The organism is Novosphingobium sp. B1 (genome assembly GCF_900176395.1).
Lineage (GTDB): Bacteria > Pseudomonadota > Alphaproteobacteria > Sphingomonadales > Sphingomonadaceae > Novosphingobium.
Map to the genome: position 1 here is coordinate 85,332 of NZ_FWXL01000009.1, position 13,092 is coordinate 98,423.

The window sequence follows — 13,092 nt, forward strand, 5'->3', positions numbered from 1 at the left end:
TCAGCCTCCGTTCTGAGCAGAAGAGGAAAGGCTGGCCAAGAGATCGAGTTGCGCATTGCATCCCTTCGTCGCCATCGCCGCAGCGACGTCGACAGGATCTGCCGGCACTTCCTGCATCAGCAGGGTCCGGATCTTGACGGGCGCACCCACCGCGTTGCTGAAGGTGTACGTCTGGCCATCGACCAGCGGTACGCTGGCGCCTGGCCAGATCTTGAGCGCGCTTCCTGCCCGCCACGTAACCTCGGCAGTGCTCCCATCCTGCGACAGGAGCTTGCCGGTGCCTTCGGCAGTCTTTTCAGGGCGCCACAAGACCAGCGTGGCCGGGTCCGCCACACAGTAGGTGCCGCCCTTGCTGGCATCGATGTACCAGACATTCTCGGGACCGGAGGGTGCTGCCGGCATTGGCTCGGTCGGCGCTCCACGCACCGCCCCGGTGCGAGTGCGGGCACCACCCCCGCGCGCCATCATGGTCGCCAGAGCCATTCCCCCCCCATTGTCACGATTGACCTCGCCGTTCAGTGCAAAGGTGCCGGGACCGCTCAGGACTCGCGTTCCGGCCTTGTCCAGCACGGTCAGTCGATCTCCGGGCTTCAGGACAACGCTCGCGCCTGCCGGCAGCTTCTTGCCTTGCGGATAAGCTGCCGAAGACGGGCCGGTCGAACGCACGACAACCGATTGCGCGCAGGCGGTTCCGGCCAGGGCTACCCCGGCCACGGCGGCAAGACCGGCCATTGCGGACCGCATCTGCTTGCCTTTAACCCAGAACATAGCTTTCTCCCTTGTGCGTCTGCTGCAGCCTCTGAACGAGGTTCATCATCGCCTCGTCGTCATGCGCTGATTCGAGTATCTTGTCTGTGAGAGCTTTCACACGTGCGCCATCGCCGTGCGCATGGGCTTCGACCGCCTGTATCGCCAGGCCCCGCTCTTCCGGCGCCAGGTCCGGAACTGGCTCGAACACATCGACAGGGGTACGCCGCCCGCGCAGCGATATCGTCCCCATCGGCCTGAACCAGTCCAGACCAGAACGCTCTGCCGCTTCGCGGCTGACCAGCACCCGGGTATCGAGCGGCTTGTTCGCCCCTTCGAGCCGGGCGGCCGTATTCATGGCATCGCCCAAGGCTGTGTATTGTATGCGTCCCTCGCCGCCAAAGTTGCCCACCACGGCTTCGCCATAATGGACACCGACACGGGTGCGGCCGATCCTCGGAACGCCTTCAGGCACCGACTTGCGAAACTCTTCGCCCGCTTCGTACATCGCCCATGCTGCCCGCACCGCGCGCTCACCATCATCGGGATAGGCAATTGGCGCGCCCCAGAAGGCAACGACGGCGTCACCGACGAACTTGTCCAGAGTGCCACCATACTGCAGCACCACCGCGCTCAACCTGTCGAGATAGTCGTTCAGCAGCCGGGCAATCATTTCTGGCTCGACGGCGTGCGTAAGCTTGGTGAAACCCTCAAGGTCGCTAAACAGGCAGAAGATCTCGCGCTTTTCGCCGTGAAGCGACAAACGGTCGGGGTTGCGCATGATCTCGGCGGCGACCGATCGCGGCAGGTATTTGCCGAGCGCCCCTTGCGCAAATTCGCGTTGCGCTGCGTTGATTGCGCGCAAGCTCGCGCTTACCGCAGTGTAGGCAATGACCCATCCGATCAGCCAGCCCGTCGCGGGCATGTCCAGCGTGTCGTAGCCACGCCGCTCTGCCAGGAACGGAGCGGCCAGCACCACCGCGAACTGGGCGATGACCGCAAGGCCGAGCACCCAGGGCCGCGTACGGGGCATCGCAGTAAGCGCACCCAAGGCGACGGCGAGAACCGCTGCCAGGATCTTCAGCCACTCGGCAGGCCGTGCCTTCCAGGCATGGTCGAGCAATTGCGCCAGCATCGAGGCATGGACCTCGACACCGATCATGCGCGTCTCACCGGTGACCGGATTGCCGGTGCGCGTAAATGGCGTATCGAACTGGTCGAAGTCCGAAAAATCTCCGCCGATCAGCACGTAACGCCCCTTGATCGCATCAGCGACGATCGGCGCGGTCTCCGGGTCTGCGACAAGATCGATGGGAATCTTGTCAAACACCGGCCTGTCGCTTGCCGACGGGACCCGGTAGCGGATTGGCCCGGTGTAGCGGGCAAAGCGCGCGTCAGCATCTTTGCTGCCTTGCGTCAGCGCGACCGAAAGGAGCGGCGGCAACCCCTTGTACTGCCGCGGCCAGCGACGGGCGACGCCATCACCGTCGGTTTCGAGCAGAATGGACGCAGACTTGACCTTTGCTCCTGCTGCACCGGCATGGAAAGCCCGCAGATCCTGTTCCTGCTCGTACGTGATGGCTTCGGGATTGGTGCGGTTGTCGGCATAGGCGAGATAGACGGGCGTCTTCATCGCCTTGAGCGCGGCTCTCAGCAGATCGTCATCGTCTTGCGGACTGTCGAACAGCACGTCGATGCCAATGTCCTTGGCTCCAAGCTGGTCGATCTGTGCAAGTGCCTTGGCAAGGATCGTGCGATCTACTGGTGAAATCTGCCCGGTCGCCCGGTTCGTGTCCGCCGTGTAGACGACCAGCGTCACGCGCTTGTCAGTGTCGGTCGGCGGGGCGAAGTTCGCTGCGCGCAGGTCATAAAGTCCTGCCTCGGCATCTCGCAAGAGCGGCAGGTTCCAGCTTCTCAAAGCTACGAAGAGCGCAAGGGCGAGAAGCCCCAACGCTATCATCGAACGCTGCCAGCCCAGTTGCGAAACACTGCGCAGGACCGTCTGTCGTCTTTCACGAAACCCCTGGTCGGTCTCGCGTGGCTGTACGGCCATTCGTTATCTTCCCCCGCCTGTGGCTTGTGCCATGCGAGCCCCCTGCGCCACCAATGGCCGCGCCCCATCGCCGATAACCGCAAAGCCTGCCCAATAATAGGGATGCGAGGTATCGACATCGGCCATCAGCCGCTGCTGCGCCTTGAGCAGCGCATCGCCGGATGCTTCGCCGGCCGGAGCTTCGAACAGGCCGTTGATCAGGCGCTCTGTGGCATTGAAATCGTCCGGTGCCGGCCAATGGCTGGCAAGGACCGACCGACTTCCTGCGCCGATGAATGCGCGCACCAGTCCTTCGAGCGCCGATCCGCCACCGGTGGTGACGCCCGCGGCCCTCGTCTCGGCAACGTCTGCCTGTCCGGCCGTGTCGCACGCCGAAAGGATGACCATGTCGGCATCGAGCTTCAGATCGAAGATCTCGGAAAAGCTCAGCAAGCCGTCGGAGCCATTTTCGCCGAAGGACGTGACAAGGGCAGGCCGGGCCGGGCAGTTCGCACGCGGCGGCGTGACGAGGCCGTGCGTGGCGAAGTGCAGGATACGGAAATTGTCGAGATCGCTTCGGGTCTTGATGGCCGAATCCGAAAAGGCCGGGCCCACCATGAGATCGGTCCCGAAGCTCGCCAGAAGCTTGCGCGCCTGAAGGAGTTCGGCCTCGGATACGGGGCGGTTCCAGGTCGCCAGCGGCCAGTTGCAATCGGTGCCATCGCCACTGCCGCTCCGTACGCCCGAAGAGCCTGCCGCCACGGTCGCCGAAGCGGCGGTATTGCGCCCCAGCCCGAGGTAGGCCTCTCGCGCCTTCGAACCGGGCTGCGCGCGCGCATCCATGAAGGCACGTGCGGACACAGCCGTCGACACGGCCTTGTCACGCGCAAGCCAGGCCATCCCCCGCATGTCGAAAGGATCACCAGTAAGGCTTGCAGCCTGCGCGAGATAGGACTTCGCTGACGCAGGATCGGTCACCAGTACGTTGACAGGCAAGGTCAGCATGGCGCCGTCGGGCTCGATGATCAGGTGATGGGCCGACACCAGTTCCGAGGCGACTGGCGCGAAAAGCGCCTGATACAGCGCGGCCGCCTCCTCGGCGGCGAAAGTGCCGGTGACATAGTTGCGACCGTCATAGCGCGATATCGATTGCCGCACCTTGTCGACCATTGCCGCCATCTGACCGGCAGTCACATCGGCCCGATAGCCGACCGCCCGATCCTTGCTCGCGAAGAACACGAAGACATTGTCGCCCAGGACCGCCATCTTGGCATAGACCTCTCCCGCGCCAAGCCCCCGCTGCAGGTCAGCCAGCGGCAAGGCTCTTTGCGAGACAACGCGATAGCGTGAGTAGCTGGCAAGCTGGACGATCGTCGCCTGCTCCTGCGCCTCAAGCTCATCGACGCGCCTCTTCGCATCGGCAATCTCCTGCGTTCGCGCGGCAGCGTCGTCGAGGCGCTGCAAGGCGGCGTAAGTCATGCGGGCGCGCTCGACGGCGCGCGATACGCTGTTGGACTGGCGAAACAGCCTGGCGGCTTCATCGTTTCCTGCTGACAGTTCGCGAGAAAGCACGGCCTGCGTTTCAGCAACGCCCGGCCGCACCAGGACTTGCGAAGCGAGGAAGAAATTGCCTGCCGCCGCAGGATCGGCCGACATCTTCGCAGCCAAAGCATCGAAATAAGGGGCCATCTGCCGCGAAAGGCCGGAAATGCCATTTTCCCGCTCGACGGAGTTCGCCACGACCTGCCGATAGATCGGCTCGGCCTCCGCCACCCGACCATGGCGTGAAAGATAGGCGGCAAGCCGGGCTTGCGCGGCGGTCAGGCTGCGCGTGTCGGGATATTGCACCCCGACGATATCAACCGCCGTGCGCAGCAAGCCCTCTGCATCGCCCTGCCTGCCCTCCTCTTCGGCAAGTGTGGCAAGTTCCGTAAGGATCTGGGCACGCATCCGCACGATCGACACGACCCTGCCGTTGCGCACTGCCATGGCGCGGGCCTGAGCCTGCTCAAGAGCAGTGCGCGCTTCGGCCCGCCGTCCGAGCAGGCGAAGGGCGGTACCTTGCAATTGCAGGTTCTGAGCATCGAGAATGGTCGCGCGCTCATCGTCAGTCAGGCGAAGGTCATCGACCAGCCCCATCGCGTTTGCGGTAATGTCGGTCGCATTGATCCGCCGCGTGACCGAAGGGGTCAGCTCCATCGTCTGGCGCAGCGTGTCCGAGCCCAGCGCGCTCGTCTGCCGCAATGGCAGGCCAAGCCTGCTGAGCGCAGCGGCGGGCTGTTCGCGATTCAGCAGATGGATTGCCTCGTAATTTCGCCGCAGCCGTTCGACCACGCCGCTTCCAGCGGGCATGGCAGCAGCCTGGGCAAAGAGCCTGGCAGCATCGACGAACTGGCCGAGGTTCGAGCGCTGCAGACCGGCATTGACGAGAAATTCGACACGGTCGATCGGAACGTCGCCGGTTGACGCCTGGCGTTGTTCGAGCGTCTCGAAATAGGCTGCGGCCTCGGCGTAGTCTCCCGAATTGTTGCGGCGGTATCCTTCGGCAAGCGCCGTCGTCGGATCGAGCGTGAGAGCCTGGATGCGCGCATAGGCTTCTGTGTCGCCAACTGATGTCAGGGCAACCTCGATCGGCTCGTCGATCATGCGCCCCGCGTAGATCGAGCGCAGGGCGAGGTCGAGCGCGCCGTGATAGGCCGAGAACCCTTCGACCACATAGATCGTCCGGCCCCGCGCGATGCTTACCACTTCGTAGGAAAGATCGGGATCCTTCCAACGACAATCCTGCCGGGCGCGGCCGGCAGTCGAGGCGACAGCCTTGCTGTCGCAGGTGACCGTGGCCTTGCGGCGTTCGGCAAGGCGCGCCAGCAGATCGTCGCTTCCCTGCCGCAACGCAAAGACATGGCCGACTGGCAGCGCGGAATCGCGGCAAACAATAGCCCAGGTTCGATCCATCGGGTTCTTGCTGGCCGGGTCGACGGCGCGAGACTGCACCTGACATAGGGCCTTGCTGCCGCCCGATCCCAGCGGAAAGCTGTCTCGCAGAAGGATCGGGTCCGTCAGGCCCTTTGCCTGCGCGCGCACCGGGGCCGCAGCCAGGCCGGACAGCAGAGAGACGAGGGCAACACCGGCGGCAAATGCCACGGGTCCAGAAATGCCAAGGCTCCGTCGTTGGTTCCGCATCGCATACTCCTCGGAGCAGGCTCATTGGCCCGCCCATTGGCGTGATAGTCTGCGAACCCCGAATGTGTTTATGCTTTGGCGCACAGCATAGGCGTGATCAACCGCAAGTGCCAAGGCGGTAGCACCACTTTTCGTTTCCCGATTGTATCTATTCGACCACGGCCAGCCCTGCGGGCACGATTCAGGAAGATGGCGCGGCGGGTGCAAAACCTTCGAAAGAAACCACCTCGGCAAGCCGGGCTCTCGGCACGTCGAAAGTATTGACAGGAGCCTGCGGATCGCGACGCCCGATTGCCAGACCGCAGAAGAACACGTGATCGTCGGGAATGGCCACGCATGACCGCACCTGCTTCTGATACACGGCCCAGGCCTCCTGCGCGCAGGAATCCAGTCCTTCTTCACGCAGCAGCAGCATGACCGTCTGCAGCCACATGCCGATGTCGCTCCACTGCGGAGGCCCCATGTACCGGGGCGTATGGACCAGCATCAGCACCGGAGCGCCGAAGCCGCGGAAGTTGTTCATGAATTGCGCAAGACGGCCGCGCTTGTCGTCGCGCCCGATGCCCAGCGCTGCGTACATCGCCTCCCCTACGCCGAACCGGCGCGCCTCGTACGCTCCCTCCAGCGCCTCGGGGTAGATGGCGTATTCCGGTGCGTGGGCGGCACGGCCTTGCGGAATGACATCGGCAACCGTGGCCACCAGCCTCGCCAGCGGCTCACCTGTCAGGATGTGTGCGTGCCATGGCTGCACATTGCCACCCGACGGCGATTGCTGGGCTTTGGTCAGTACTCTTTCAAGAACGTTCTGCTCAATCGGATCGGGAAGGAAGGCCCGGATCGAACGCCGTGACCGGACCGCTTCGCTGACGTGCATGGCATCAGAAACCGAGGAAGCGCACGTTCCCGTCAACCGGTTCGCGTTCGCGAGCAAAGCCGTTTACCGGATTTTCGTCAGCCCGATATCCGATGGCGATCCCGCAGAAGAAGATGTGGGTTTCGTCAGACACGCCGATGAAGTCCTTTATGAGGCGCGCATACATCGAAAGGAATTCCTGAGGACAGGAATCCAGCCCCTCCTCGCGCAGCAGCAGCATGACAGTCTGCAACCACATCCCGACGTCCGACCACTGCGGCGAACCCATCCGCCGGTCGAAATAGCAGAGCAGCACGGCGGGTGCTCCGAACGAGGTCGCGTTGTTCTTCACGAAGTCTGCCCGGGCATCGCTGTCTGCGCGGCCCACACCCATCGCCTGATACATCGCCGCTCCCACCGCATGCAGTCTCGCCTTGCATTCGGGGATGACTTCAGGATCGGACCACGAATATTCGATCGGATCCTGCATCGGCGAGGCAAGCATTTTTGCCTGCAGTTCTGCAAGCGGCGCGCCGGTGACGATCGTCGCTTCCCACGGCTGGAAATTGCAGCCCGACGGCGCCCAGCGCGCCTTGTCCATCACCCGGCGCAACACCTCAAGCGGCACGGGATCGGGCTTGAACGCCCGGATCGAGCGGCGGGACAGGACGGCTTCGCTGACGGTCATGGTGCTCATGCGGCATTAACTGCCCGCTTAAAATGACCTCGTCAAGCAGGTCGCTACTCGTCCTCGAACAAGTCGGCCAGCTGCTCGATGATCGTGCCGCCAAGCTGCTCTGCATCCATGATCGTCACGGCTCGGCGGTAATAGCGCGTCACATCGTGGCCGATGCCGATGGCAACCAGCTGGACGGGCGACTGCTTCTCGATCCAGTCGATCACCTTGCGCAGATGCTGTTCCAGGTAGCCCGCATTGTTGACCGAAAGCGTCGAATCGTCGACCGGCGCACCATCGGAAATGACCATCAGGATACGGCGATCCTCGGGCCGCGCCAGCAGGCGCGTGTGCGCCCAGAGCAAAGCCTCGCCGTCGATGTTTTCCTTGAGCAGCCCCTCGCGCATCATCAGGCCGAGATTCTTGCGGGCACGACGCCAGGGCTCGTCCGCCTTCTTGTAGACGATGTGGCGCAAGTCGTTAAGGCGCCCGGGCTGTGCCGGCTTGCCACCCGAAAGCCACGCCTCGCGGCTCTGCCCGCCCTTCCAGGCGCGCGTGGTGAAGCCGAGCACTTCGGTCTTTACCCCGCACCGCTCCAGCGTGCGCGCGAGGATATCTGCACTGATCGCGGCAATCGAGATCGGCCGGCCACGCATCGAGCCGGAATTGTCGATCAGCAGCGTGACGATCGTGTCCTTGAACTCGACATCGCGCTCGATCTTGTAGGAAAGCGAATGGCCGGGCGAGATCACCACGCGCGCCAGCCGCGCGGCATCGAGCAGGCCCTCTTCCTGGTCGAAATCCCACGAACGGTTCTGCTGCGCCATCAGGCGACGCTGCAACCGGTTGGCAAGGCGCGTGACCACGCCCTGCAAGCCCTTCAACTGCGTATCAAGGTAGGCGCGCAGCCGCGTCAGCTCTTCCTCGTCGCACAGGTCGGTGGCCGAAACGACCTCGTCGAACTGGGTAGTATAGCTCTTGTAGTCGAAGTTTTCAGGCAGGTCGGTCCACGGACGGTTCGGACGCGTGGGCAACATGCCCTCCTCGCCCTCATCGGCCATGTCTGAATCTGCGGCATCGTCGTCCTGCTCGATTTCCTGCTCGGACTCCGAATCCTCGTCGCCCTCGCTGGTATCGCCTGCAACTTCGGAAGGCTGCTGCTCCTGATCGTCTGAGTTCGAAGGCTCTTCCTCGCCCTCGTCTTCCTGATCCTCGCCCTCGTCCTCCTGCGTATCGTCATCCTGTTCGGATGCGGACTGCGTCAGGTCGAGATGCTGCAGCATATCGAGCGCAAGCTGCTGAAACGCGCGCTGATTGTCGAGCGACAGCGCCAGCCCTTCGATGTCCTCGCCAACCTTGCTTTCCATCCAGCTGCGAACCATCGCCATTCCGGCGTCAGTCGAGGCGGGAGATACCTGCCCGGTCAGCTTCTCGCGCAGCAACAGCGCCAGCGCGGTGGGCAGCGGCACGTCCTCGGGCTTGGCTGCGCGGCTGATCGGATCGGACGCCATGTGCATCGAGAGCGCCGCGCCAAGATTGTCGCGCATTCCGGCATAGGCATTGGCGCCCAGCGATTCGTAGCGAACCTGTTCGACCGCGTCGTAGCACGCCCGCGCCAGGGCCTCGGTCGGTGCATTGCGGCCGTGCAGGGCAGCATTATGATGCCGCAGCCGCAGTGCCATCGAATCCGCATGACCACGGGCTTCGGCCACCTGCTCTGCCGGGAGCGAGCGTCCCGGCATCGGCACGCGCATTGATTGACCGGACTGCACCGGCGCATCGGCAGTCCACGCCACCTCGACTTCGGGATCGAGCGAGATCGCCCGCGCGGTGCCGGTGAGCACCGAACGGAAACGGTCGAGGGGAGTTTCGTCAGCCAATGCGCAAGTGCCTGTGTTTCGGAACGATCAGCCGATCTTCTGGCCGGTCTTGGCCCAGTCCGCAAGGAAGCCTTCGATGCCCTTGTCCGTAAGGACATGTTTGAACAGGCCCTTGATCACGGCGGGCGGTGCGGTGATGACATCGGCCCCGATGCGCGCGCTTTCGAGCACGTGCACGCCGTGGCGGATCGAGGCGACGAGGATTTCGGTCTCGAAGGCGTAGTTGTCGTAGATCAGGCGAATGTCGCGGATCAGGTCCATGCCGTCGAAGCCGTTGTCGTCATGACGGCCGACGAAGGGCGAGATGAAGGTGGCCCCGGCCTTTGCCGCCAGCAGCGCCTGGTTGGCCGAGAAGCACAGCGTGACGTTGACCTTGGTGCCATCGTTGGTCAGCGCCTTGCAGGTCTTGAGGCCGTCGATCGTCAGCGGCACCTTGATGCACACGTTGTCGGCGATCTTGCGCAGGATTTCGGCCTCGCGCATCATGCCTTCGTGGTCGAGCGCCACGACTTCGGCCGAAACCGGCCCGTCGACCAGCCCGCAGATCTCGCGCGTCACTTCGATGAAGTCCTTGCCAGCCTTGGCAATAAGCGTGGGGTTGGTGGTTACGCCATCGAGCAGGCCGGTTGCGGCAAGATCGGCGATTTCGACAGTGTCGGCAGTGTCGACGAAGAACTTCATGGGACGAGGCCTTCCAGCAGGGGAGTGATTCCCCAGTGCCTATAGGCAAAGCCTCGCCCGATGTCAGGCCCGTGGCCTGCGATATGTCAGACTACTTGAGTCCAAAGGCGGTCATCAGCACCGGGTCGTTGGTCGAGCGCGGGTCAGCGCGGATCGCGGCCTCTTCACGGCCGATGGCGCGAAATATCGCATTGTCAGCTTCCATTGCCAACGAGCGGGCAACTCCGCCGACATCGACCCCGGTCAACGCACCGAGCACTTCGCCGAGCAGCGGGTCGCGGCTGACGCGAATCGCGTTGCCGAATTCGGGCAGCATGATCTCGACCAGACTGGTGCCCATTTCCTGATGCAGGAACGCCGTTGCTGCCATCGGATCGCTGCCGCGCAGCAAGGCAAGGGCATTGCGGATGCCGATGGTTCGCACAGCGTCGGTGACAGCGGGTGCCGCGCGGTCCGCCGCGTCATAGGCCATGTCGTTGAAAGCGCGCTGCAGGCGATCCTTGACGATCGGCCCAGTCAGGATGCGGGCAAGAACACCTCCGCGATTGCCGATGGTCTCGGGCAACGCAAGACGCGTAACCTGATCGTCCCAGAAGCCGCCAGGCGACAGCAGCCGCGCGAAAGCCCGGTCGGTCGAAAGAAACAGCAGGCGCCGCACTGCCTCTTCCAGCGAAAACTGCGGGTAGGTCGCGCAGCCGGCAACGGCCAGCACGGCAACGGATGTGACGCCTCCCAGCAAGGCGCGGCGGTTCAGGGTGGTTGCAGCCTGCGACACGTTTTTCTCCTCAATTCCTTTTCGCCCGGGCTTTGCCCACGGCCTTGCGCCCCCATATAGACCGGCGAACATGAACCGCGTCCGATGCCTCGTCTTCAATTCCGCGCTCGGCCCGCTCGATTACCGCGTGCCCGCCGGGATGAAGGTCGAGCCAGGCAGCGTTGTGATAGCACCGCTTGGTCCACGCCAGATCATCGGCGTTGTCTGGGAGGCGGAACGGCTGCCGGGAACCGAAGTTCCGGAAGCCAAGCTTCGCCCGCTCATGCAGGTCCTGCCGGTTCCACCCCTGCCCGCGCCGTTGCGACGCCTGATCGAGTGGACCGCCGATTACTATGTCGCCTCGCTTGCATCGGTCGCGCGCATGGCGTTGTCGAGCACGGCTGCGCTGCAAGGTGGCGGCACGATCACGGAGTATCGGCTGACCGGCAGAGAGCCCGGTCGCCTCACGGCCCAGCGCGCGATCGCGCTCGATCTCCTGCACGATCAGCAAGGCACCATACGCGAGCTTTCCGAAATCGCCGGTGTTTCAGACGGCGTTCTGCGCGGCATGGTCAACGCGGGGCTCCTCGAACCGGTCGTGGTGGATTCCGACCGGCCCTATCCATGCGCAGACCCGCATCACGCCGCACCCGATCTGTCAGACGAGCAGGCCGAAGTCGCCGCGAAGTTCATCGCAGCTGTCAGATCGTGCGAATTCCATCCCTTCCTGCTTGATGGCGTGACCGGTTCCGGCAAGACCGAGACCTATTTCGAGGCCGTGGCCGCAGCACTCGAGCAGGGCCGGCAAGTCCTTGTCCTGCTCCCCGAAATCGCGCTGACCGAAACCTTCCTCAAGCGGTTCGAAGCGCGGTTTGGCGTACCACCTGTCACGTGGCATTCCTCGCTCAAGGCCTCTGAACGGCGGAGGGCCTGGCGTGCAGTCGCTGCCGGAACGGCACAAGTCGTGGTAGGCGCGCGCAGCGCCCTGTTCCTGCCCTTCGCTGCCCTTGGCCTGATCGTTGTCGACGAAGCGCACGAAATCTCGTTCAAGCAGGACGATGGCGTTCGCTATAATGCGCGCGACGTCGCCGTAATGCGGGCGCACTTCGAAAAGGTCCCGGTGATCCTTGCCAGCGCCACGCCCGCGCTCGAAAGCCTGCAAATGGCCGAAGCCGGGCGGTACGAACGCGTCGTCCTGCCCGCGCGCTTCGGCGGGGCGACGATGCCCGACATACAGATCGTCGACCTGCGGGAAAAGCAGCCCGAACGCGGCCACTGGATCGCACCGCCGCTGGTCGAGGCGCTGAAGGACCGGCTCGACAAGGGCGAGCAGTCGCTGCTGTTCCTCAACCGGCGCGGCTATGCCCCCCTCACCTTGTGCCGCACCTGTGGCTACCGGTTCCAGTGCCCCAACTGCTCGGCCTGGCTGGTAGAGCATCGCCTTTCGCGCCGCCTCGCTTGCCATCACTGCGGGCACGAGATTCCCACTCCCGAGGCCTGCCCCGAATGCGGCGAGCCCGATTGCCTGGTTGCCTGCGGCCCGGGGGTGGAACGCATCGCCGACGAGGTCGCCGCGATCCTGCCCGAGGCCCGCGTCGCGCTGGTTACTTCGGACACGCTGACCAGCCCCGCAAAAGCCGCCGAATTCGTCGAGCTTGCCAGCAACAAGGCAATCGACGTCATCGTCGGCACGCAGCTCGTGACCAAGGGCTACCATTTCCCTGAACTCACGCTGGTCGGCGTGATCGATGCCGACATGGGCCTTGAAGGCGGAGACCTGCGCGCTGCCGAACGCACCTACCAGCAGGTAGCGCAAGTTGCGGGACGTGCCGGCCGCGGCGAAAAGCCTGGTGAGGTCCTGATCCAGACGCGCCATCCCGAAGCCGCCGTGATCGAAGCCTTGGCCAGCGGTGACCGCGACACCTTCTATGCAGCCGAAGCCGAGGCGCGCCGCGATGCGGGGGCACCCCCCTTCGGACGGTGGGCCGCAATCATCGTCTCAAGCGAGGATGAGGCCGAAGCGCGTGACGCAGCGCGCGGCATAGGCGGCTCTGCCCCGCGCCTCGATGATGTCCTGATCCTTGGCCCCGCCCCGGCCCCGCTGTCGCTGCTGCGAGGCCGCTATCGCTATCGCCTGCTGATCAATGCCCGGCGCTCCACCGAACTGCAGCGGGTAATCCGGCAGTGGCTCGACCCGTTGCGCTTCCCGCCTGGCGTGCGCGTGGCCATCGATATCGATCCCTACAGCTTTGTCTGACCCTTAGGGGCAGGTTGAACCAATCGCCT

At 64.1% G+C, this 13,092-nt stretch carries 9 protein-coding genes; 1 reads left to right on the forward strand and 8 read right to left on the reverse strand.

The window, feature by feature from the left end; translation table 11 throughout:
• The 8 genes from B9A23_RS15765 to B9A23_RS15800 all read right to left on the reverse strand — a co-directional run bounded on the left by B9A23_RS15765 (position 1) and on the right by B9A23_RS15800 (position 10,827).
• Positions 1-768, reverse strand: coding sequence for a hypothetical protein (locus B9A23_RS15765; protein ID WP_139797509.1), 768 nt, complete (start codon positions 766-768; stop codon positions 1-3).
• Positions 755-2,800, reverse strand: a complete 2,046-nt coding sequence (locus B9A23_RS15770) for an adenylate/guanylate cyclase domain-containing protein (protein ID WP_084280051.1) — start codon at positions 2,798-2,800, stop codon at positions 755-757. The genes B9A23_RS15765 and B9A23_RS15770 overlap by 14 nt, the downstream gene beginning before the upstream one ends.
• A 3-nt stretch (positions 2,801-2,803) precedes the next feature.
• The gene (locus B9A23_RS15775) at positions 2,804-5,923 is read right to left on the reverse strand and encodes a CHAT domain-containing protein (RefSeq protein WP_254895150.1); all 3,120 of its coding nucleotides are present in this window, start codon (positions 5,921-5,923) and stop codon (positions 2,804-2,806) included.
• Between the two features lie 220 nt (positions 5,924-6,143).
• A complete protein-coding gene (locus tag B9A23_RS15780) occupies positions 6,144-6,836 on the reverse strand; it encodes a nitroreductase (RefSeq protein WP_084280053.1) in 693 nt (230 codons plus the stop codon).
• 4 nt (positions 6,837-6,840) lie between these two features.
• Positions 6,841-7,512 (reverse strand): nitroreductase, encoded by a 672-nt coding sequence (locus tag B9A23_RS15785; RefSeq protein WP_368655943.1) that lies wholly within the window; start codon positions 7,510-7,512, stop codon positions 6,841-6,843.
• Between the two features lie 44 nt (positions 7,513-7,556).
• A complete protein-coding gene (cobT, locus tag B9A23_RS15790; RefSeq protein ID WP_084280054.1) occupies positions 7,557-9,371 on the reverse strand; it encodes a cobaltochelatase subunit CobT in 1,815 nt (604 codons plus the stop codon).
• Positions 9,372-9,398: 27 nt separating this feature from the next.
• On the reverse strand, positions 9,399-10,052 hold the full coding sequence (gene fsa / locus B9A23_RS15795) for a fructose-6-phosphate aldolase (protein ID WP_084280055.1): 654 nt from the start codon (positions 10,050-10,052) through the stop codon (positions 9,399-9,401).
• 91 nt (positions 10,053-10,143) lie between these two features.
• The gene (locus B9A23_RS15800; RefSeq protein ID WP_084280056.1) at positions 10,144-10,827 is read right to left on the reverse strand and encodes a DUF4197 domain-containing protein; all 684 of its coding nucleotides are present in this window, start codon (positions 10,825-10,827) and stop codon (positions 10,144-10,146) included.
• A gap of 70 nt (positions 10,828-10,897) precedes the next feature.
• On the opposite strand from B9A23_RS15800, the gene B9A23_RS15805 reads away from it, so the two are divergent.
• On the forward strand, positions 10,898-13,063 hold the full coding sequence (locus B9A23_RS15805) for a primosomal protein N' (RefSeq protein ID WP_084280057.1): 2,166 nt from the start codon (positions 10,898-10,900) through the stop codon (positions 13,061-13,063).
• Positions 13,064-13,092: the final 29 nt, after the last annotated feature.